General features: G+C 69.0%; 22 protein-coding genes and 1 tRNA gene. 11 read left to right on the top strand and 12 right to left on the bottom strand.

The window, feature by feature from the left end; all coding sequences use genetic code 11:
• The first annotated feature begins 2 nt into the window (after nt 1-2).
• Entirely contained in the window at nt 3-476 is a 474-nt protein-coding gene (locus tag QTI68_RS25220; protein WP_286525493.1) for a hypothetical protein, read from the top strand.
• Here QTI68_RS25220 and purH read toward each other — a convergent pair.
• The 3 genes from purH to dusB are packed head-to-tail and all read right to left on the bottom strand — an operon-like array spanning nt 473 to nt 3,380.
• Nucleotides 473-2,044 carry a bifunctional phosphoribosylaminoimidazolecarboxamide formyltransferase/IMP cyclohydrolase gene (gene purH, locus QTI68_RS25225; protein WP_286525495.1) on the bottom strand — a complete coding sequence of 524 codons (1,572 nt, stop codon included), beginning with the start codon at nt 2,042-2,044 and terminating at the stop codon, nt 473-475. The two genes, QTI68_RS25220 and purH, sit on opposite strands and share 4 nt — an antisense overlap.
• A gap of 6 nt (nt 2,045-2,050) precedes the next feature.
• Nucleotides 2,051-2,287, bottom strand: coding sequence for a Fis family transcriptional regulator (locus tag QTI68_RS25230; protein WP_028249493.1), 237 nt, complete (start codon nt 2,285-2,287; stop codon nt 2,051-2,053).
• Between the two features lie 34 nt (nt 2,288-2,321).
• Nucleotides 2,322-3,380: a tRNA dihydrouridine synthase DusB gene (dusB, locus tag QTI68_RS25235; protein ID WP_286525497.1), complete on the bottom strand. Its 1,059-nt coding sequence runs from the start codon at nt 3,378-3,380 to the stop codon at nt 2,322-2,324.
• A gap of 171 nt (nt 3,381-3,551) precedes the next feature.
• Here dusB and QTI68_RS25240 point away from each other — a divergent pair, with 171 nt between their 5' ends.
• Nucleotides 3,552-4,025 (top strand): YqaA family protein, encoded by a 474-nt coding sequence (locus QTI68_RS25240; protein WP_286525499.1) that lies wholly within the window; start codon nt 3,552-3,554, stop codon nt 4,023-4,025.
• Nucleotides 4,026-4,032: 7 nt separating this feature from the next.
• On the opposite strand, the gene QTI68_RS25245 is transcribed toward QTI68_RS25240, so the two are convergent.
• The 3 genes from QTI68_RS25245 to QTI68_RS25255 all read right to left on the bottom strand — a co-directional run bounded on the left by QTI68_RS25245 (nt 4,033) and on the right by QTI68_RS25255 (nt 6,759).
• Entirely contained in the window at nt 4,033-4,707 is a 675-nt protein-coding gene (locus QTI68_RS25245) for a glutathione S-transferase (RefSeq protein WP_286525500.1), read from the bottom strand.
• Between the two features lie 8 nt (nt 4,708-4,715).
• Entirely contained in the window at nt 4,716-5,807 is a 1,092-nt protein-coding gene (gene ychF / locus QTI68_RS25250) for a redox-regulated ATPase YchF (RefSeq protein ID WP_286525502.1), read from the bottom strand.
• Nucleotides 5,808-5,877: 70 nt separating this feature from the next.
• Nucleotides 5,878-6,759, bottom strand: a complete 882-nt coding sequence (locus QTI68_RS25255; protein WP_286525503.1) for an MOSC domain-containing protein — start codon at nt 6,757-6,759, stop codon at nt 5,878-5,880.
• A 141-nt stretch (nt 6,760-6,900) separates the two neighbouring features.
• Here QTI68_RS25255 and QTI68_RS25260 point away from each other — a divergent pair, with 141 nt between their 5' ends.
• From QTI68_RS25260 to QTI68_RS25275, 4 genes are all read left to right on the top strand, one after another.
• Nucleotides 6,901-8,016 carry an FAD-dependent monooxygenase gene (locus QTI68_RS25260; RefSeq protein WP_286525504.1) on the top strand — a complete coding sequence of 372 codons (1,116 nt, stop codon included), beginning with the start codon at nt 6,901-6,903 and terminating at the stop codon, nt 8,014-8,016.
• A 61-nt stretch (nt 8,017-8,077) separates the two neighbouring features.
• Entirely contained in the window at nt 8,078-8,755 is a 678-nt protein-coding gene (locus tag QTI68_RS25265) for a DsbC family protein (RefSeq protein ID WP_286525588.1), read from the top strand.
• Nucleotides 8,755-10,548: a M61 family metallopeptidase gene (locus QTI68_RS25270; protein WP_286525505.1), complete on the top strand. Its 1,794-nt coding sequence runs from the start codon at nt 8,755-8,757 to the stop codon at nt 10,546-10,548. The genes QTI68_RS25265 and QTI68_RS25270 overlap by 1 nt, the downstream gene beginning before the upstream one ends.
• Nucleotides 10,549-10,589: 41 nt before the next feature.
• Nucleotides 10,590-11,369 (top strand): enoyl-CoA hydratase, encoded by a 780-nt coding sequence (locus QTI68_RS25275; RefSeq protein WP_286525507.1) that lies wholly within the window; start codon nt 10,590-10,592, stop codon nt 11,367-11,369.
• A 3-nt stretch (nt 11,370-11,372) separates the two neighbouring features.
• On the opposite strand, the gene QTI68_RS25280 is transcribed toward QTI68_RS25275, so the two are convergent.
• Entirely contained in the window at nt 11,373-12,407 is a 1,035-nt protein-coding gene (locus tag QTI68_RS25280; RefSeq protein WP_286525508.1) for a hypothetical protein, read from the bottom strand.
• Nucleotides 12,404-13,078: an RNA polymerase sigma factor gene (locus tag QTI68_RS25285; RefSeq protein ID WP_286525510.1), complete on the bottom strand. Its 675-nt coding sequence runs from the start codon at nt 13,076-13,078 to the stop codon at nt 12,404-12,406. Before QTI68_RS25285 ends, QTI68_RS25280 begins: the two co-directional genes overlap by 4 nt.
• 106 nt (nt 13,079-13,184) lie before the next feature.
• On the opposite strand from QTI68_RS25285, the gene QTI68_RS25290 reads away from it, so the two are divergent.
• Nucleotides 13,185-13,261, top strand: a tRNA-Met gene (locus QTI68_RS25290).
• 15 nt (nt 13,262-13,276) lie between these two features.
• Here the strand turns inward: QTI68_RS25290 and QTI68_RS25295 are convergent.
• Both QTI68_RS25295 and QTI68_RS25300 read right to left on the bottom strand, forming a co-directional pair.
• Entirely contained in the window at nt 13,277-14,449 is a 1,173-nt protein-coding gene (locus QTI68_RS25295; protein WP_286525511.1) for a glycosyltransferase, read from the bottom strand.
• Nucleotides 14,446-15,327, bottom strand: a complete 882-nt coding sequence (locus QTI68_RS25300; protein WP_286525512.1) for a UDP-2,3-diacylglucosamine diphosphatase — start codon at nt 15,325-15,327, stop codon at nt 14,446-14,448. The genes QTI68_RS25295 and QTI68_RS25300 overlap by 4 nt, the downstream gene beginning before the upstream one ends.
• A gap of 112 nt (nt 15,328-15,439) precedes the next feature.
• On the opposite strand from QTI68_RS25300, the gene QTI68_RS25305 reads away from it, so the two are divergent.
• Complete coding sequence (locus tag QTI68_RS25305; protein ID WP_286525514.1) at nt 15,440-17,161, top strand: lysoplasmalogenase family protein; 1,722 nt, start codon at nt 15,440-15,442, stop codon at nt 17,159-17,161.
• Between the two features lie 12 nt (nt 17,162-17,173).
• Here the strand turns inward: QTI68_RS25305 and ruvB are convergent, their stop codons facing one another.
• On the bottom strand, nt 17,174-18,229 hold the full coding sequence (gene ruvB / locus QTI68_RS25310; RefSeq protein WP_286525515.1) for a Holliday junction branch migration DNA helicase RuvB: 1,056 nt from the start codon (nt 18,227-18,229) through the stop codon (nt 17,174-17,176).
• 87 nt (nt 18,230-18,316) lie between these two features.
• Here ruvB and QTI68_RS25315 point away from each other — a divergent pair, with 87 nt between their 5' ends.
• Nucleotides 18,317-18,751 carry a hypothetical protein gene (locus QTI68_RS25315; protein ID WP_286525517.1) on the top strand — a complete coding sequence of 145 codons (435 nt, stop codon included), beginning with the start codon at nt 18,317-18,319 and terminating at the stop codon, nt 18,749-18,751.
• Between the two features lie 9 nt (nt 18,752-18,760).
• Here the strand turns inward: QTI68_RS25315 and ruvA are convergent, their stop codons facing one another.
• A complete protein-coding gene (gene ruvA, locus QTI68_RS25320) occupies nt 18,761-19,333 on the bottom strand; it encodes a Holliday junction branch migration protein RuvA (protein ID WP_286525520.1) in 573 nt (190 codons plus the stop codon).
• Nucleotides 19,334-19,366: 33 nt separating this feature from the next.
• Between ruvA and QTI68_RS25325 the strand changes: the two genes are divergently transcribed.
• Nucleotides 19,367-20,308: a PhoH family protein gene (locus QTI68_RS25325; protein WP_286525521.1), complete on the top strand. Its 942-nt coding sequence runs from the start codon at nt 19,367-19,369 to the stop codon at nt 20,306-20,308.
• Nucleotide 20,309: 1 nt separating this feature from the next.
• Nucleotides 20,310-20,762, top strand: a complete 453-nt coding sequence (gene ybeY, locus QTI68_RS25330) for an rRNA maturation RNase YbeY (RefSeq protein ID WP_286525523.1) — start codon at nt 20,310-20,312, stop codon at nt 20,760-20,762.
• Nucleotides 20,763-20,782: the final 20 nt, after the last annotated feature.

Raw genomic sequence — 20,782 nt, forward strand, 5'->3', positions numbered from 1 at the left:
CCGTGAAGCTGCCTTCGCTCCTGGCAGGCGCGTGCCTGCTGCTGCCCGGCCTGGCGCTGGCCCAGGCCGACATCAGCCAGGTCTGGATCAACCCGGGCTTCTATTCGCTGCATTTCGATCGCAACAAGGGGCTGGAAGACGCCAACCCGGGCATCGGCATCGAGTGGCCGATCGACAAGACCTTTTCGGCCACCGCCGGCCGGTTCCGCAACAGCGACCGCGACTACTCGAACTACATCGGCCTCTACGTGATGCCCTTCGAGTTCCACGGCGTGAAGCTGGGCGCCGTGGTGGGCGGCTTCGACGGCTACCAGATGACCAACAACGGCGGCTGGTTCCCGGCGCTCATCCCGACCGCGGCGATCGAGGGCAAGCACTGGGGATTGAACATCGCGATCATCCCCAGCATCAAGGACAAGCTCTACGGCGCCATCAGCTTCCAGCTGAAGTACCGTTTCTCCGACGGCAGCGATTAATGCCGAAAGTGGCGCACGCCCGATAGCACCATCACGACGCCGCGCTCGTCGGCGGCGTCGATCACTTCCTGGTCGCGCATCGAGCCGCCGGGCTGGATCACCGAGGTCGCACCGGCGTCCACCACCACGTCGAGCCCGTCGCGGAACGGGAAGAAGGCGTCGCTCGCGACCGCGGTGCCGGCCAGCGACAGGTTCGCGTGCTGGGCCTTGATGCTGGCGATGCGCGCCGAATCGAGCCGGCTCATCTGGCCGGCGCCGACGCCCATGGTCATGCCGTCGGCACAGAAGACGATCGCATTGCTCTTGACGAACTTGGCGACCTTCCAGGCGAACAGCAGGTCCTGCAACTGTTGCGGGGTCGGCTGCTTCTTGCTCACGACCTTGAGCTCGCCGATCGACAGCTCGCGGTTGTCGGCGGTCTGCATCAAGAGGCCCGAACCGATGCGCTTGACGTCGACCGCGTTGCGGCCGTTGTCCCAGTCGGTCTTGCCGCCGGGCGGCAGCGCGATCTCGAGGATGCGCACGTTGACCTTGCTCTTGAAGACTTCCAGCGCTTCGGCCGAGTAGCCCGGCGCCATCAGCACTTCGACGAACTGCTTGCTGACCGCTTCGGCCGCGGCCCGGTCCATCGGCCGGTTGAAGGCGATGATGCCGCCGAAGGCCGAGGTCGGATCGGTCTTGAAGGCCTTGCTGTAGGACTCGAGGGCATCCTTGCCGGTGGCGACGCCGCAGGGGTTGGCGTGCTTGACGATCACGCAGGCCGGCGTGTCGAAGCTCTTGACGCATTCCCATGCCGCGTCGGCATCGGCGATGTTGTTGTAGCTGAGTTCCTTGCCCTGCAGCTGCCTGGCCGTGACCAGCGAGCCCGGGGCCGGGTACAGGTCGCGATAGAACGCCGCCTGCTGGTGCGGGTTCTCGCCATAGCGCAGGTCCTGCAGCTTGACGAAGCGGCCGTTGCTCTGGGCCGGGAACAGCGCGTGGGCGCCGTCTTCCTGGATGCTGGAGAGGTAGTCGCTGATCGCACCGTCGTACTGGCTGATGCGGTTGAAGGCAGCCACCGAGAAGGCGAACTTGGTCTTGTCGCTGAGCTTGCCGTCGGCCTTGAGCTCGGCCAGCGCCAGCGGGTACTGGGAGGCATCGGTCAGGACGCCGACGTCCTTCCAGTTCTTGGCCGCGCTGCGCACCATCGCCGGGCCGCCGATGTCGATGTTCTCGATCGCGTCCTCGAGCGTGCAGCCGGGCTTGGCGACCGTGGCCTCGAAGGGGTAGAGGTTGACCACCAGCAGGTCGACGGTGGCGATGCCGTGTTCCTTCAAGGCAGCCATGTGCGCCGGCACATCGCGCCGCGCCAGCAGGCCGCCGTGCACCTTCGGGTGCAGCGTCTTGACCCGGCCGTCGAGCATTTCGGGGAAGCCGGTGTGGTCGGCCACTTCGGTGACCGGCAGGCCGGCGTCGGCCAGCAGCTTGGCGGTGCCGCCGGTGGACAGCAGATGGATGCCCAGCGCGTGCAGCGCCTGGGCGAATTCGAGGATGCCGGTCTTGTCGGATACGGAGATCAGTGCGTTCATCGGGAATTACTTCAGGAGTTTGTGTTCGACCAGCTTCTTGCGCAGCGTGTTTCGGTTGAGGCCGAGCCATTGCGCGGCCTTGGATTGGTTGCCCTCGGCGCGCGTCATGACGACATCGAGCAGGGGTTTCTCGACCACCCGCACCAGCATCTCGTACATGCCGTCGGGTTCGGTGCCGCGGAGGTCGCGGAAATAGCTGTCCAGGCTGCTGCGTACGCAGTCTTCGATATGTTTCTTGCTCATGGCCTTCTCTTCTTCTCCTCTTGTTCTGCTTTTCTTACGCCAATGCGTCGGCTGCCTGTTCGTCCAGCTGATCGAGTTCGCCCTCGGCTGCGGCAGGAATGCGGTCCATCTGCCCCGCGAGCGTGTCGAAGAACCCGGCCACGGCGCGCCATTGCGCGTCGCAATCCTCGATCGCGTTCATCGCAGTGCGGAACGCCTCGCCGCCGGGAAGCGCGCGCACATACCAGCCGATGTGCTTGCGCGCCGTTCGCACGCCGCTGTAGTCGCCGTAGAGGGCGTAGTGCTCCTTCAGGTGGTCCAGCATCAGTCGACGCACTTCGGCCACCAGCGGCGGGGCCCGATGCGTACCTGTATCGAGGAAGTGGGCGATCTCGCGGAAGATCCACGGCCGGCCCTGCGCTGCACGGCCGATCATGATGGCGTCCGCGCCGGTCAGCGCCAGAACGTCGCGCGCTTTCTCTGGTGAAGTGATGTCGCCGTTGGCGACAACCGGAATGCGCACCGCGGCCTTGACCGCCGCGATGGTGTCGTATTCGGCCAGGCCCTTGTAGCCCTGCTCGCGCGTGCGGCCGTGCACGGTCAGCATCTGGACGCCGGCCTGCTCGAAGCGGCGCGCCAGTGTCACGGCGTTGCGACTGTCCTCGCTCCAGCCGGTGCGCATCTTGAGCGTGACCGGCACGCCGTGCGGCAGCGCGGCACGGACCACCGCCTCGGCGATCTCGAGCGCCAGCGGCTCATCGCGCATCAACGCCGAGCCGGCCCACTTGTTGCAGACCTTCTTGGCCGGGCATCCCATGTTGATGTCGATGATCTGCGCACCGCGGTCGATGTTGTATTGCGCGGCCTCGAACATCATGTCGGCATCGGTGCCGGCGATCTGCACCGAGATGGGGCCGGGTTCGCCGTCGTGATTGGCGCGGCGCGAGGTCTTCAGCGTGCCCCAGAGTTCCTTGCGCGAGGTGACCATCTCGCTGACCGCGTAGCCGGCGCCGAGCTCGCGGCACAACATGCGGAACGGCCGGTCCGTGACGCCCGCCATGGGGGCGACGAACAGGCTGTTTTCCAGCGCGATATGGCCGATCTGCAGGGTCATGGAGGAGGTTGGCGCGCGCTGGGCTGCTGAAAAATGAGGCACGATTGTAGCGGCGCGGCGCGGCTTCGGCTGAAACGATTTGCACCCTCGCCGCGCAGGCGGGGCCCCTGAGATGAGGGTTCTCGCCTACGCCCGGGCCGGCCCGCGACTTTCTATACTGCGCGCACACCTATGCAAGCATGGCTCGACTCCCTCCTGGCGCTCCTGGCGCTTCCTCAGTACGGGCTCAGTACGGTGTTCATCGCCGCCTTCGTGTCGGCGACGCTGCTGCCGGTGGGATCGGAGCCGGTGCTGTTCGGCCTGCTCAAGCTCAACCCGGACATGTTCTGGGAGGCCATCGCGGTCGCCACAATCGGCAACACCTTGGGCGGCGTCGTCGACTGGTGGATGGGCTACGGCGCCCACAAGGTGGCGGACAAGTATTCGCATTCGAAGCACCACCTGCGGGTGCTGGGCTGGCTGGAGCGGCTCGGCCCCAAGGCCTGCCTGCTGGCCTGGCTGCCGATCGTCGGCGATCCGCTGTGCGCGGTCGCCGGCTGGCTCAAGCTGTCGTTCTGGCCTTGCGTGTTCTATATGGCGGTCGGCAAGTTCGCGCGCTACCTCACGATGACCGTGGCGCTGCTCTACATCTGGCCGAACAGCTGAGGCGGCGTCAGCTCAACAGTCCGTAGGGGCCGCCGCGCTCCAGCGCCCGCTGGTAGGCCGGGCGCGCATGGATGCGTTCGAGCCACGCCATCAGCTTCGGCCGCGAGGCATCGAGGCCGCCGCGGGCCCGCGCGGCCTCGACCGGAAAGCTCATCTGGATGTCGGCGCCGGTGAAGGCGTCGCCGGCGAACCACTCGCTCTTGCCGAGTTCGCCCTCCATGAAGTCGAGGTGGGTCTTGAGGCTCGGCAGGATGAAGGCCGCGCGGGCCTTGTCGGCGATGCCCTTGGCAATCGGCTTGGCGAAGAACGGCATCCTCGCCTTCTCGACCCGGTCGAACATCAGCTTGAGCAGCAGCGGCGGCATGGCCGAGCCTTCGGCGTAGTGCAGCCAGTAGCGGTAGCGCAGGGCCTCCGGCGTCCCGGCCACGGGCGACAGCCGGCCATCGCCGTAGTGCTCGACCAGGGTCTCGATGATGGCGCCCGACTCGGCCAGCGTCATGCCCTCGTCGGTGGTGACCACCGGCGACTTTCCCAGCGGATGAACCTGCTTGAGTTCGGGCGGCGCAAGCATGGTCTTGGCGTCGCGCTGGTAGCGCACCACCTCGTAGGGCAGATCGAGTTCCTCGAGCAGCCAGAGCACGCGCTGCGAGCGCGAATTGTTGAGGTGGTGGACCGTGATCATGCAGGCGCTCAGGAGCTGAACAGGAAGTTCATCACGTCGCCATCCTTGACGACGTAGTCCTTGCCTTCGGCGCGCATCTTGCCCGCGTCCTTGGCACCTTGCTCGCCCTTGAAGGCGATGAAGTCGTTGAAGGCGATGGTCTGGGCACGGATGTAGCCCTTCTCGAAATCGGTGTGGATCACGCCGGCCGCTTGCGGGCCGGTGTCGCCGATGTGGATGGTCCAGGCGCGCACTTCCTTCACGCCGGCCGTGAAGTAGGTCTGCAGGCCCAGCAGCGTGTAGGCGGCGCGGATCAGGCGGTTCAGGCCGGGCTCGTCCTGGCCGATCTCGGCCAGGAACATCTTGCGGTCCTCGTCGTCCATGTCGGCGAGTTCGGCTTCGATCTTGGCGCAGATCGCCACCACCGGCGCGTTCTGCGCCGCGGCGTACTCGCGCAGTCGGTCGAGGAAGGGGTTGTTCTCGAAGCCGTCCTCGGACACGTTGCCGACGAACATCGCCGGCTTGGCGGTGATCAGCGAGAACTGCTTGACCAGCGGCTTGTCTTCCTTGCTGAACTCGATCGAGCGCACCGGCTTGTTCTCGTTCAGCGCCGCCTGGCACTTCTCGAGCAGCGCCACCAGCTTGATGGCTTCCTTGTCGCCCGAGCGGGCGGTCTTGGTGTGGCGGTGCAGCGCCTTCTCGACCGTCGAGAGGTCGGCCAGGCAGAGCTCGGTCTGGATCACCTCGATGTCGGAGATCGGGTCGACCTTGCCGGCCACGTGGATCACGTTGTCGTCCTCGAAGCAGCGCACCACGTTGACGATCGCGTCGGTCTCGCGGATGTGGGCTAGGAACTGGTTGCCCAGGCCCTCGCCCTGGCTGGCACCGGCGACCAAGCCGGCGATGTCGACGAACTCGACGATGGCGGGCACCACGCGCTCGGGCTGGACGATGTCGCTCAGCTGCGCCAGCCGCGGATCGGGCACTTCGACCACGCCCACATTGGGCTCGATGGTGCAGAAGGGATAGTTCTCGGCCGCGATGCCTGCCTTGGTCAAGGCATTGAAGAGGGTGGACTTGCCGACGTTGGGCAGGCCGACGATGCCGCACTGGAGGCTCATGGCGGGTGCTTTCAGAATTCTGGGGGTAACCGGGTATTTTAGGCGCCCGGCATCGGGCCGGCGCCGGGCGCTACTCGAAGCGCAGGTTGCCGCCGACCGGCTGGCCGACCCGGAGTGCATGCTCCAGCCCCACCAGCACGATCGCATTCATGCCGAAAGTGATCGCCCCGTCGACCCGCGGGTCCGAGCGGTAGGTTCGCAGCATGTCGCCCACTTCGGGGCTGCTGACGGCGGTCTGGGGGTCGATGTCGGGGATCGGGCAGCGCGCGCAGGGCTTGACCGGTCGCATCAGCACCTCGCCCTCGGCGGTCGCGATGTGCAGGGTCTCGACGCGGTCCTCGTCGTGCGCTTCGACGCCGGCCAGCACGATGTTGGGCCGGAACCGCTCGATGCCGACCGCCGGATGGCCCGCGGCCGCCAGCTTCGCGTTCAGCTCCGCCAGTGAGCCCTCGCTTGCGACGAGCAACGGGAAGCCGTCCGCGAACTGGTTCAGGGCCTCGACGCCCTCGGTCCATTTCAGGCTCGACAGGCGCCGCTGCTCGGGGTCGAAGCGCACCATGCGCAGCTTCTGCGGCCGCCCGGGTTCCGACAGGAAGTCACTGAACCACTGGGCCGCGATGTCGCCCATGTCGTAGGCCGCGACCTCGTCCTTCCAGACCTTGACGCGGACCGGCTGCTCGACCCGGTCGAAGGCGATGTGCAGCGCCAGCATGCCGGGGGCGCGCAGCACCATCTCGGAATGCTTGAGCTGCGGCCGGACCAGCGCCATGCGCGGCAGTTCGCGCTGGCTGACGAATTCTCCCTGGGCGTCCACCACCATCCAGGCGCGGTCGAATTCCAGCCCGGTCTCGATCAGCAGGGCTTCGTCCAGCTCGACGCCGGCGCAGGACTTGACCGGGTAGACGAACAGGCGGGCGATGGTGGCTTGGAGATCGAAATCGGCAGCATTCACGGGTTGGGTCCCTTCTCGGAAGGACTAGATTGTGCGGGAGTCAGGCCGGCGCCGGGCCGCCCCAAGGTGGCCTGCGGCCCCCTCGGGGGGCAGCGAACCACACGCAGTGGCGAGCGTGGGGGCCACATCTACAATCTCCGAATGGCTCTTCCCCCCGAAGTTTGCATTCGCGGCGCCGGCATCGTCGGCCGGACGCTGGCGCTGCTGCTGGCCCGCGAACGCGTGCGCGTGGCGCTGGTCGTGCCAGCTGCGCCGCCGGCCGGCCAGGATGTTCGCGCCTATGCGCTCAACAGCGCCTCGAAGACCCTGCTCGAATCGCTGCGCGCCTGGCCCGCCGCGGCCCATGCCACCCCGGTGTGCGAAATGCAGGTGCATGGCGACGAAGGCGGACGGGTCCAGTTCTCCGCCGCCCGCCAGAAGGTCGATGCGCTGGCCTGGATCGTCGACGTGCCCGCGCTCGAACAGCAGCTGAGCGACGCGGTGCGCTTCCAGCCCCGCGTCGAGGTCGTCGCCGCGCCGGTGGCCGCCCCCCTGACCGTGGTCTGCGAAGGCCGCATCAGCGCCACCCGCGAAGCGCTCGGCGTGGGCTACGAGGTCACGCGCTATCCCCAGCATGCGATCGCCGCCCGGCTCGAAGCCGAGCAGGCGCACGACGGCATCGCGCGCCAGTGGTTCAACGACAAGGGCGAGGTGCTGGCGCTACTGCCGCTCGGCGACACCGACCGCTCGCTGGCGCTGGTCTGGTCGGTCGACCAGTTCCACGCCCCGACCTTGCTGGCGCAGCCGGCCGATGCCTTCACCGCCGCCCTGCGCGAAGCCAGCCACGACGCGCTCGGCGCGTTCCGGCTCACCAGCGAGCGCACCGCCTGGCCGCTGCAGCGGGCCATCGCCGATCGCTGGACCGGCGCCTTCGCCGATGGCGGCGCCTGGGCACTGGCCGGCGACGCCGCCCACACGGTGCATCCGCTGGCCGGCCAGGGACTGAACCTGGGCCTGGGCGATGCCGTCGCGCTGGCCGAGGTGATCCGCACCCGCGACTACTGGCGCAGCGTGGGCGACGCCCGGCTGCTGCGCCGCTACGAACGCGCACGCCGCACCGACGTGCTGTCGATGAGCCTCGCCACCGACGGCCTGCAGCAACTCTTCGCCCACAGCGCCGACCCCCTGCCGGCGCTGCGCAACTGGGGCATGCGCGGTTTCGACCGCACACGGCTCGTCAAGAACTGGATCGCCCGCCAGGCCATGGGCCTGCAGTGATCCCCGGAACATCACCATGAAGCACCCTGTCCGCCCCCTGTTCGCCGCCCTGGCGGCCCTGATGTTCGGCATGGCGCTGAACGCCACCGCCGGCGAGGCCGAGATCCGCAAGAACCTCGCCGCGCGGATCCCGCAGTTCGCCAAGATCGACGAGGTCACGAAGGCGCCGATCCCCGGCCTCTACGAGGTGCGGGTCAACGGCTTCGAGATCTTCTATACCGACGAACAGGGCAACTACCTGCTGCAGGGCAACCTGATCGACGTCAAGGAACGCAAGAACCTCACCGAAGAACGCGTCGAGAAGCTCAGCCAGGTGGCCTTCGACAAGCTGCCCGCCAAGGACGCCATCAAGATCGTGCGCGGCAACGGCAAGCGCCGGCTGGCGGTGTTCGCCGACCCGAACTGCGGCTACTGCAAGCAGTTCGAGCGCGACCTCACCAAGGTCGACAACGTCACGATCCAGCTCTTCCTCTACCCGGTGCTCGGACCCGACTCGGTGGTCAAGTCGCGCAACATCTGGTGCGCCAAGGACAAGGCCAAGTCGTGGGACGACTGGATGCAGCGCGGCGTCGCGCCGGCGGCCGCCGAATGCGACACCACGGCCCTCACGCGCAACCGCGAGTTCGGCCAGAAATACAACATCACCGGCACGCCGACCCTGATCTTCAGCGACGGCACGCGCGCACCGGGCGCGATCCCCGCCGCGCAGGTCGAGAAGCAACTCGCCGCGCTCAATTGATGGCCACGCCGGCCGTCCACTGCCGCGTCGAGTGCGCGGATCGCAAGGCGCATCTGTTCGCCATCACGCTCACCGTCGCCGAGCCGGCCGCGCTGCAGCGCCTGGCGCTCGCGGCCTGGATTCCCGGCAGCTACCTGCTGCGCGAGTTCTCGAAGAACCTGCAGCAGCTGCGCGCCCAGCAGGGGCGCCGCAAGCTGGTCGTGCGCCAGCTCGACAAGGCCGCCTGGGAAGTCGACTGCACGCCGGGCAAGCCGCTGGTGCTGCGCTACGAGGTCTGCGCCTACGACAACTCGGTGCGCACCGCCTGGCTGGACGCCGACCGCGGCTTCTTCAACGCCACCAGCGTGTGCCTGCAGGTCGAAGACCAGGTCGACGCGCCGCATGCGCTCGAGGTGGTGGCGCCGCCCGCCGCCACCGACGGCGCGCGCTGGTCCTGCGCCACCGCCTTGCAGCCGACCCGCGTCGACCGCCAGGGCTTCGGCAGCTACCTGGCCGCGAACTTCGATGAACTGGCCGACAGCCCGGTCGAGATGGGCCCCTTCTGGAGCGCCGAATTCGAGGCCTGCGGCGTGCCGCACCGCTTCGTGGTCGCCGGCGCCCCGGCCTCCTTCGACGGCGAGCGGCTGATCGCCGACACCCAGGCGATCTGCGAGACGCAGATGCGCTTCTGGCATGGCGACAGGGTCGGCAAGCGCGGCGGCCCGAAACCGCCGCACGACCGCTACGTGTTCATGCTCAACGCCGTCGACGACGGCTACGGCGGTCTCGAGCACCGCCATTCGACGGTGCTGATCTGCACCCGGCGCGACCTGCCGCAGCTCGGTGCCCGCAAGCAGCCCGAGGGCTACACCACCTTGCTCGGCCTGGTCAGCCACGAGTACTTCCACACCTGGAACGTGAAGCGCCTGCGGCCGGTCGAGTTCGCCCGCTACGACTACGGCCGCGAGAACTACACCGAGCTGCTGTGGCTCTTCGAGGGTTTCACCAGCTACTACGACGACCTGCTGCTGCGCCGCGCCGGACGCATCGACGACGCCACCTATTTGCGCCTCGTCAACAAGACGGTCAACCAGGTCCTGCAGACGCCGGGCCGGCTGGTGCAGTCGGTGGCCCAGGCCAGCTTCGACGCCTGGATCAAGTACTACCGCCAGGACGAGCAGACGCCCAACACCACGGTGAGCTACTACACCAAGGGCGCCCTGGTCGCCATGTGCTTCGACCTCACGCTGCGCGCCGAAGGCAAGGGCACGCTCGACGACGTGATGCGGCTGCTGTGGAAGCAGACCGACGGCGGTCCGATCGCCGAGTCAGATGTCGCCGCCGCGCTGGAGACCGTCGGCGGCCGGTCGTACGCGGCCGAACTCGCGCGCTGGGTCCACACCACCGACGAGCTGCCCCTGGCCGACCTGCTGCGCGCCCATGGCGTGGCCGCGCTCGACGACCCGGCGCAGCGGGCGCAGGAGCTCGGCCTGCGCGTCACCGAGAGCGGCGGCAGCATCCAGGTCAAGGTGGTGCTGCGCGGCGGCGCCGCCGAACAGGCCGGCTTCTCGGCCAACGACGAATGGATCGGCATCGAGCTGCCGGCGGCCAAGGGCCGGCCGGCCCAGGGCTGGCGCCTGACGCGGCTCGACGACCTCGCGCTCTACCTCGGGCCGCTGCGCAAGGCGACGGCCCTGGTCGCCCGCGATCGCCGCCTGCTGCGCCTGCCGCTCACGCTTCCGGGCGGCGTCACGACCTGGCGCCTGTTCGCGCAGGACCCGGCCCGGATGGCCGCCTGGCTGCATCCGCAGTAGCCGCAGGGCCGCCCCAGATTGTTCGTTTCAAGGAGACACCCATGAGCTACGAAAACATCGAAGTGCGCGTCGAGGCCGAGAAGGTCGGCATCGTCACGCTGAACCGCCCGAAGGCGCTGAACGCCCTCAACGATGCGCTGATGACCGAGCTGGGCCAGGCGCTGAAGGCCTTCGACGCCGACCCGGCCATCGGCTGCATCATCCTGACCGGCAGCGAGCGCGCCTTCGCGGCCGGCGCCGACATCGCGGCGATGGCCAAGTACAGCTTCCAGGATGTCTACAAGGGCGAGTACATCACGCGCAACTGGGAGACCATCCGCCAGATCCGCAAGCCGGTGATCGCCGCGGTGAGCGGCTTCGCGCTCGGCGGCGGCTGCGAGCTGGCGATGATGTGCGACTTCATCATCGCGGCCGACAACGCGAAGTTCGGCCAGCCCGAGATCAAGATCGGCGTCATTCCCGGGGCCGGCGGCACCCAGCGGCTGCCGCGCGCGGTCGGCAAGTCCAAGGCCATGGACATGGCGCTGACGGCCCGCATGATGGACGCCACCGAGGCCGAGCGTGCCGGACTGGTGAGCCGCATCGTGCCGTACGAGAAGCTGGCCGAGGAGGCCCTCGGCGCGGCCCTGACGATCGCCAGCTTCTCGCAGATCGCGGTGATGGCGGCCAAGGAATCGGTCAACCGGGCCTTCGAGGGCGGGCTGTCGGACGGCGTGATGTTCGAACGCCGGCTGTTCCACGCGCTGTTCGCGACCGCCGACCAGAAGGAAGGCATGGACGCCTTCCTGACCAAGCGCACGCCCGACTTCAAGAACGAATAGTCGTCAGGGATTGCGCGGCGGCTCCGGTGCGGCGGCCGCTTCGGGTGCCGTCACGGCCTCCTGCAGCGCCTGGCGCAGCGCCGCCAGCGCTTGCGGCGATGGCGCCCCCGTGGCCGGCGGCGCCCGGCCTTCGCGCCAGCGCACCTGGCCGCCGGAAATCTCGAACACGGCCAGCGAGTCCGGACCGCGTTCCAGCGTGACCCGCCACTCGGGCGTGCCGGCGAGGGGGCGGGGCCCGACGGCCGACAGCGCGGCAGATCCCAGCAGCGCATTGAGTTCGCGCGCCTCGGGCCGCGACAGGCTGCGGCTCTCGCCGCCGCGCCGGCTGATCGTGATGCGGCTCCAGGTCGCCAGCGCGTCGAAGGTCGGGGGGTCGGTCTCGTCGGTGCGGACGGTGGGCGGCGGCTTGCGGGCCGGATTGGGCGGCAGCGCGGCGGCGACGCCCGGTGCGACCTGCGCCGGCGCACGCGCGTCGATCGAGGGAAGCGCTACAGGGCCGCGCGGGGGTGGCGGCATGGCGACTGGGGGCGCGGCCCGGGCCGGCGGCGGCGTTCGCTGCGGCGCAGTGGCTGCCGGTGGTGGTGGCGCTGGAGGTGGCGGTGGTGGCATGGGGATCGGCTCCAGCGACGGCAACAGCGAGGCGACCGGCCCGTCTGCGGCTGCAGATGCTGGCGCTGGCGGCTTCGGTGGCGCAGCCAGGGGCGCATCTTTCGCGATCTCGGCATCGAGCCGTGGACCGGGCGGCGGGCGCTGCCAGAGCACGCCCGCGACGAGCGCCGCCAGGGCGATGGCGAAGACCGCGCCCCATCGTTTGCCGCGCCGACCGCGCCCTTCCGATTGCCACCACGGGCGGGCGGCACGCTCCAGTTCGGCTGCGTCGGTGGCCGGGTCGGTCGCGCCGACGGCATCGTGGGCTTCGCGCAGGATCGCCTTGCGCAGCCGCCAGTCGGGCGCCGCATTCTGGTCGGGCGCGTGGCGCAGCGCCTTGCGCAGGCGGTCGTCACGCAGATCGTCGGGCGCGTCGTTGGCGGCACTCATGCGTGGGGCACCCATACGGAAAGATAGCGCTCCATGCAGCCGCGCAATTTCTTCAAGGCGCGGCCCTGGTGGCCGCGAACGGTCTCGGCGCCGATGTCGAGGGTGGCGGCCATCGCCTCCAGCGTGAAGCCCTCCTCCTGGTGCAGCAGGAAGGCGGCGCGCTGGTCGTCCGGCAGTTCGTCGAGGCAGGCGAGCAGGCGCCGCCCGGCCGCCTGCCAGAAGGCGATCTCCTCCGGCGACGGCTGCGCGGCATCGTTGGCAGCAGCGGCGGCGGCGCCGTCGCGCAGCAGGCCGCGGCTGAAGAGCTGCGCCGCGTCCAGGCCATCGCCGTCCTCGTCATGGGCGTAGAACGCGACCTCGCGGCCGCTGACCCGCAGCCGCTCGTTCGCCATGCGATAGGCGATCGTGAAGGCCCAGACACGCCAGTTCGACTGCTTGGGCGAAAAACTGTCCCGCGCCGACACGATGCGCGACCAGGTCTCCTCGAACACCTCCCCCACCTCGGCCGCCAGCCGCAGGCCCAGCAGGCGGCGCACGAAGCGGAACAACGCGCTCTCATGGCGCTCGTAGAGGGCGTCGAAGGCGTGGACGTTGCCGCCGGCGTAGGCCAGCATCAACTGGTCGTCGCTCAGGGCGTCGAAGGGGTCGGGAATCGCGGCGGGCGAAGGCATCGGCGGATTTTGACCTGATGCGCTGCGACCTGCGAAATCGCCGCCGCTCATAAAACTTTGGAGGGCTGGATCGACACGCCGCGGAAAAGGCTATAATCCTGGGCTCGGCTCTTTAGCTCAGTCGGTTAGAGCGATGGAATCATAATCCACAGGTCCGCGGTTCGAGTCCGTGAAGAGCCACCACTCCCGGAAAGCCTGCTATCCCACCGATAGCAGGCTTTCTTCATTCAGCGCCTCGGCCCGCGCCAGGATGCCCTCCAGGATCCCCGGCAGTTCGAACATCGCCCGGTTGCGCACCTTGCGCGTCGCCGCCTGGTAGCGGTCCAGCTGTCCGGTCAGCGCGTCGACCGCCTGGTCGACCTTGGCGAAGCTGCTGCAGACCAGCCCGACCCCCTGCTCGCGCACCCACTGGGCGTTGTAGCGTTCCTGCGGCAGCGTCCAGCGGTTGCGCACCACGATCACCGGCAATTGCATCTGCACCGCCTCGCTCAGGCAGCCCGGGCCCGGCTTGCCGATGAAGAAATCGGCCAGCCGCATGTAGTGCGCGATGTCGGGTGTGAACTCCAGCACCAGCCGAGGCGCCCGCGCCGGCAGCGCGCGCAGGGCTCGCGCCAGCGCCGCGTTGTGGCCGCAGGCGAGGATGAGCGGGGTCTCGGGCAGGCGTTTCGCGATCCCGAGCATGGCCTTCGAGCCCTGGCCGCCGAACAGCACCATGCCGGTCGGCCGGTCGGCGTCGAGGCCGAGTCGCCCCCGCTCGACCGCCCGGTCGACCCGGGGCGGCTCGTGGAACGCCGCCCGCATCAGCATGCCCGAGCTGGCATGGATCCGGGCGTCCGCATAGCCGGCCGCGCGGGCCTGCTGCACCGCCTTGGCCGAGCCGCACACCAGGTGCTGGTCCAGCCCCTGCTCGATCCAGAAATGCGGCGGATGGTCGGCCAGGTCGGTCAGCACGGTCACGTAGGGAACGCCCGGCAAGGTCGAGCCCAGCGACTCGCACAGCGCGCGATTGAAGTTCGGGATCAGCGACACGACCATGTCGGGCTCGGTCGCCAGCCAGTGCTGCTGCAGCTGCCGCAGCAGCGGCGCGTGGCCCCAGCGGATCATGCCCTGGAGCAGCTTGAGCTCCTGCGCCAGGCCGAGCGTCCAGCCGCGCGCCAGCCGCTTGTTGTAGACGTCCTCGGGGTCCATGCCGGTCAGCTTGCGGAAGCTGTCCTTCGGGTCCAGCACCTCGCGCAGGTTGACCCGCCGCACGGTCCATGGCAGCCCAGCGCGCGCGATAGCCGCTTCCAGCGCCAGCGCCGAAGCGCGATGGCCGCCGCCGGCATTGAAGTAGACGAGGTCGACGGTTCGCGCGCCGGACATCGCCGTCATGCGGGCACCGCCGCGCGCCGCGAAGCCGCCGCCCCGAAGCCCGACCGCGTCGGCAACTGGCTGGCCCAGTGCAGGATCTCGAGCGACCCGTCGGCATGCTCGGCCAGCGCCGTCAGGCTCTCGACCCAGTCGCCGTCGTTGGCATAGAGGATGCCGTCGATGTCGCGCAATTCCGCGTGGTGGATGTGGCCGCAGACCACGCCCTGCACGCCGCGCCGGCGGGCCTCTCGCGCCACCGCGCTCTCGAAGTCGCCGACGTAGCTGACCGCGCGCTTGACCTTCAGCTTCAGGTACTTCGACAAGGACCAGTAAGGCAGCCCCATGCGCGCACGCAGCGAGTTGAGGTGCCGGTTCAGCTTCAGCGTGAACTCGTAGAGCGAATCGCCGACATGGGCCAGCCACTTGGCGCACTGGATCACGCCGTCGAACAGGTCGCCATGCATGACCCACAGCTTGCGGCCGTCGGCGGTCTCGTGGATCCACTCCTCCGCGACGTCGATGCCGCCGAAGTTGTGCTGCAGGTACTTGCGCGCGAACTCGTCGTGGTTGCCCGGGATGAAGATCACGCGCGTGCCCTTGCGGGCCTTGCGCAGCAGCTTCTGGATCACGTCGTTGTGCGCCTGCGGCCAGTACCAGTGGCGTCGCAGCTGCCAGCCGTCGATGATGTCGCCGACCAGGAACAGCGTCTCACACTCCGTGTGCTTCAGGAAGTCGAGCAGCGCCCGCGCCTGGCAGCCCGGGGTGCCCAGGTGCAGGTCGGAGATCCAGAGGGTTCGGTAGATCTGTGGCGGCCGCGTGACTTCTTCGTCATCGGTGGTGCCACCGGCCGGGCCGGTCGTGTCGCGCCATGCGCGAAGGAAAGCGTCGTCGCGTTGCATGGACGGACACGATCGCAGCCGCCCGTGACGCGCCGGAGGCGCCGCGGTGACGCCCGCATGACAGGGGAAGCCTGGGGTTGTGACAGTGGGATTGCGACCGAGAATCCCGCTCATGCGACCCGGCCAGATCATCGTTCTCGCGACACCGTTCTTCTTCCTGCTCATCGGCATCGAGTTCTTCGTCGGCCGGATGCGCGCGCGGCGCGGCAGCGGCCAGGACACCTACCGCCTGCCCGACACGCTCAACAGCATCGGCCTCGGCATGCTGAGCCAGATCAGCGCCGCCCTCACCGGGCTGCTGCGCATCGGCATCTACACCGCCATCTGGTCGGCCTTCGCACTGTTCCCCGACACCGACTTCTGGACCCGCTGGTACGGGTGGCTGCTGGCGCTGGTCTTCTACGACTTCTGCTACTACTGGCTGCACCGCTTCGGCCACGAGAGCGCCGTGCTGTGGGCGGCGCACGTGGTGCATCACCAGAGCCAGCACTACAACCTGTCGACGGCCTTGCGCCAGACCTCCAGCGGCGCGCTGTTCGGCTGGATCTTCTACCTGCCGATGGCGATCGCCGGCGTGCCGCCGCTGGTCTTCGGGGTGGTCGCGCTGGTCGACCTGCTCTACCAGTTCTGGGTCCATACCGAGCAGGTCGGCAAGCTGGGCTGGTTCGACCGCTGGTTCTGCTCGCCGTCGAACCACCGCGTGCACCACGCAGTCAACGACCGCTACGTCGACCGCAACTACGGCGGCGTGCTGATCGTCTGGGACCGCCTCTTCGGCAGCTTCCAGGAAGAAGGCGAGCGCTGCGTGTACGGCACCCGCAACCCGCTGCGCAGCTGGGACCCGCTGTGGGCCAACGCCGAGGTCTATGCATCGCTGGCGCGCGACAGCTGGCGCACCCGGCACTGGAGCGACAAGCTGCGGCTGTGGTTCAAGCCGCCCGGCTGGCGGCCGGCCGACCTGGCGGCGATCGATCCGAAGCCGCCTTTCGACATCGCCGGCGTGCAGCGCTACGAGCCGCCGGCCTCGCGCGGCGTGCAGGCCTTCGCGGCGCTGCAGTTCATCGCGCTGCTGGGCGGCGCCACCGCCTTCCTGTGGTTCTCGGACACGCTCGCCTTCACCACCTCGCTGGTCTGGCTCGCTGCGCTGACCGCCGGGCTCTGGGCCACGGGCGCCGTGCTGCAGGGCCGGCTGCCGGTGATCGGCGCGCTGTTCGTCGATGCCGCCGCGCTGGCGACCGCGAGCGGCGCGCTCGGCATCGCCGGCCTGCATGTCGTCGCCAAGCCGCTGGCGCTCGCGATCCTGATCGTCTTCGCCGGCCTGCGTGCGCGCAGCGACGCCATGCCGGGGCGCTTCGTCCTGCTGCTGCTCACGGGGCTGGCGGCCTCGCTGGCCGGCGACGTCCTGTTGATGTGGCCGACGCTTTTCATTCCCGGCCTGGTCGCCTTCCTGCTGGCGCACCTGGCCTACATCGCACTGTTCGCTGAAGGCGTGGGGCTCTTTCCGCGCCGTCGGGCGCTGGCCGCCACGCTGGCGGTGGGCGTCTCGATGTACGCCTTCCTGTGGTGGGGCGGGCTGCCGGCCGGCCTGCGGATCCCGGTCGGCCTGTACGTGGTGGTGATCGCCTGCATGGCGGCGCAGGCGCTCGGCCGCGCGGCCGTGCTCGGCGATGCCGGGGCGCGGCAGGTGGCGCTGGGCGCCTGCCTGTTCATGCTGAGCGATGCGCTGCTGGCCACCAACCGCTTCGTGCAGCCGTTGCCGGTGGCTTCGCTGTGGGTACTGGCCACCTACTACGCGGCGCAGTGGCTGATCGCGGCGAAGGTGCGCGCGCGCTGAAGCGGCGCCCGCTCAGCTGCCGAACATGTCCCCATCGCGCTGCGGCGGCGCCACACCCAGGTGCCGGTACGCCGCCAGCGTCGCGATCCGCCCTCGCGGCGTGCGCTGCAGGTAGCCCTGCTGGATGAGGTAAGGCTCGATCACGTCCTCGATCGTGCCCGACTCCTCGCCGATGCTGGCCGCGATGTTGTCGAGGCCGACCGGTCCGCCATCGAAGCGATGGATCACGGCTTCGAGCAGCTTGCGGTCCATCAGGTCGAAGCCCTGCGGGTCGACATCGAGCATCGCCAGCGCCTTGTGCGCGACGTCGATGGTGATGCGACCGTCGCTCTTCACCTGCGCATAGTCGCGCACCCGTCGCAGCAGGCGGTTGGCGATGCGCGGCGTGCCGCGCGAGCGCTTCGCGATCTCGAGGCCGCCTTCATCGTCCATCGGCACGCCGAGCAGGCCGGCACTGCGCCGCACGATGCGCGCGAGTTCTTCCGCCGTATAGAACTCCAGCCGCGCCACGATGCCGAAGCGGTCGCGCAGCGGATTGGTCAGCATGCCGGCGCGCGTGGTGGCGCCGACCAGGGTGAAGGGCTGCAGGTCGAGCTTGATGCTGCGCGCCGCCGGGCCCTCGCCGATCATGATGTCGATCTGGTAGTCCTCCAGCGCCGGGTAGAGGATTTCCTCGACCACCGGCGACAGCCGGTGGATCTCGTCGATGAAGAGCACGTCGTTGCGCTCGAGGTTGGTCAGCAAGGCGGCCAGGTCCTTGGGCTTCTCGAGCACCGGGCCCGAGGTCTGGCGCAGGTTCACCCCGAGCTCCGCCGCGATGATGTGCGACAGCGTGGTCTTGCCGAGCCCCGGCGGGCCGAACAGCAGCACGTGGTCGAGCGCCTCGGCCCGATGGCGCGCCGCACCGATGAAGATCTCCAGCTGCTCGCGCACCTTGGCCTGGCCGACGTATTCGTCGAGCAGCTTGGGCCGCAGCGCGCGCTCGATCGCCTCCTCGTTGGGCGAAGCGGGTGCGGCCGACACCACGCGTTGCGGGGCCGGGGCGAAGTCGTCGGTCTGGATGGTCATGGAGCGGATCGGAAGAGGACGCAGTTTAGAGCTTGTTCGGGGCCCCGCTGCGGCAGAATGCGCCAGCGAAAGGAGGCCGATTCGCCCATGAACGACAACGACCGCGCGCTTTGCGCCGCCACCGCAGGCCTGCTGCGCGCCAGCGGCGTGATCGCGGTCTGGGGCTTGGCGCTGGCCTTGATCGCCGGCCTGGTGCTGGCCCTGACCGGCCGCTCGCTGCCGGCAGCGTCCTGGGCCACCTTCGCGTTGATCGCGCTGGCCGGCCTGCCGGAGCGCTACCTGGCGCTGCGGCTGCGCGTCGACACTGCCCTGTTCGAGGGCCTGGCCCAGGGCACGATCGCCTCGCTCCCGGTGCTGGACCACACGCTCGAGCAACTGGGCCTGCGGCGCGGCGGCGAGGTCGCGCGGGCGCTGGACGATCGGGTCCTGGGCACGCGGCTGGCCATGCAGCGCCACGGCATCGTGGTGGTGCTGCAGACCGTGGTGTTCGCGCTCGCGCTGGCGTTGCAGGACAGCCGGTGAACCCGGCCGCTACTTCGCCAGCGCCCGCAGCGCCAGCTTGATGCCCTCGCCCACCGCCACGTCCTTGGGCAGTGCCTTGAGCGAGGCCGCTGCCTCCTTGTCGCTGTAGCCCAGCGCCACCAATGCCTGCAGGATGTCGGCCTGCGCGTCGGTCGCGGCATGGGCGGGCAGCGCGATGTCGGCGCCCAACTTGCCCTTGAGCTCGAGCAGCAGCCGCTCGGCGGTCTTCTTGCCGATGCCGGGGATCTTCACCAGCCGGCCGGCCTCCTGCAGCGTGATCGCCTGCGACAGCTCGCCCACGCTCATGCCGCTCAACACGCCCAGGGCGGTGCGCGGCCCGACGCCGGAGATCTTGATCAGCAGCCGGAAGGCAGCCCGTTCCTCGGCGGTGCCGAAGCCGTAGAGGATCTGGGCGTCTTCCCGCACCACGAAGTGCGTCAGCAGCGAAACCCGCTCGCCGGCACCCGGCAGGTTGTAGAAGGTGCTCATCGGCACATCGACCTCATAGCCGACGCCGTTGCAGTCCACCACCACCTGCGGCGGATTGCGTTCGGCCAGGATGCCGGTGAGTTTGCCTATCATGGGTGCCCTTTTCGCTTTTGAAATGAAACTCGCGTGATTCTGCGACACACCTTCGCCCCGCCCAACAACACGCGCCTGGGCCACCTCTGCGGCCCGCTCGACGGGCACTTGCGGCGCATCGAGGAAGCGCTCGATGTCAAGATCGCGCACCGCCACGAACAGTTCAAGATCGACGGCCCCAAGGTCAACGCCCATCGCGCCATGGAAGTGCTGCAGGCGCTCTACGAGATCGCCCAGCGCGTGATCGACCCGGCCGTGGTGCAACTCACGCTGGCCAGCGACAGTTCCATGGACGACGAGGACGCCCCGGTGCTCGCCACGCGGCGCCCCGACCTGCGCGCCCGCACCCCGACCCAGGCGCTCTACCTCGAGAACATCGCCAGCCACGACATCACGCTCGGCATCGGCCCCGCGGGCACCGGCAAGACCTACCTGGCGGTGGCCTGCGCGGTTGACGCGCTCGAGCGCAGCGCGGTGCAGCGCATCGTTCTGACCCGGCCCGCGGTCGAGGCCGGCGAGCGGCTCGGCTTCCTGCCCGGCGACCTGACGCAAAAGGTCGACCCCTACCTGCGGCCGCTGTATGACGCCCTCTACGACCTGATGGGCTTCGAGCGCGTGCAGAAAGCCTTCGAACGCAATGCGCTCGAGATCGCACCGCTGGCCTTCATGCGCGGGCGCACGCTCAACAACGCCTTCGTGATCCTCGACGAGGCGCAGAACACCACGGTCGAGCAGATGAAGATGTTCCTGACCCGGATCGGCTTCGGCGCCAAGGCGGTGGTCACCGGCGACGTCAGCCAGATCGACCTGCCCAAGACCCAGCCCAGCGGGCTGATCGACGCCGAGCGCGTGCTCAAGCGCGTCAACGGGATCGCCATCACGCGCTTCACGAGCGCCGACGTGGTGCGCCATCCGCTGGTGGCGCGGATCGTCGATGCCTACGACAACGCGCGCAAGCGCACCGCGGCGCACTGACATGGCACTCCCGGACCTGTCGCTGTCGCTCCAGTTCGCCCGCTTCAAGGGCGTCGAGCGCCATCGCGCCGCCCTGCCTCGCCACAGCGTCGCCCGCTGGATCCGGCACGCACTCGATGCCGACGGCGAGATCACGGTGCGGATCGTCGATGCCGACGAAGGCCAGCAGCTCAACCGCGAGTTTCGCGGCAAGGACTACGCCACCAACGTGCTGACCTTCGATTACGCGCAATCCCCGGTCGTGATGGCCGACCTGGTGCTGTGCGCGCCGGTCGTCGCACGCGAGGCGAAGGAGCAGCGCAAGACGCTGGCCGCGCACTACGCCCACCTGCTGGTGCACGGCACGCTGCATGCGCAGGGCTGGGACCACGAGACCGGCGAGGCCGATGCCGAGGAGATGGAGGCGCGCGAGATCGAGGTCCTCGCGGGGCTCGGAATTCGCAACCCCTACTGAGCTGACGCGCGGCCCCGGCG

The sequence above is a fragment of the Variovorax sp. J31P207 genome (genome assembly GCF_030316965.1).
Taxonomy (GTDB): Bacteria; Pseudomonadota; Gammaproteobacteria; order Burkholderiales; family Burkholderiaceae_C; genus Variovorax; species Variovorax ginsengisoli_B.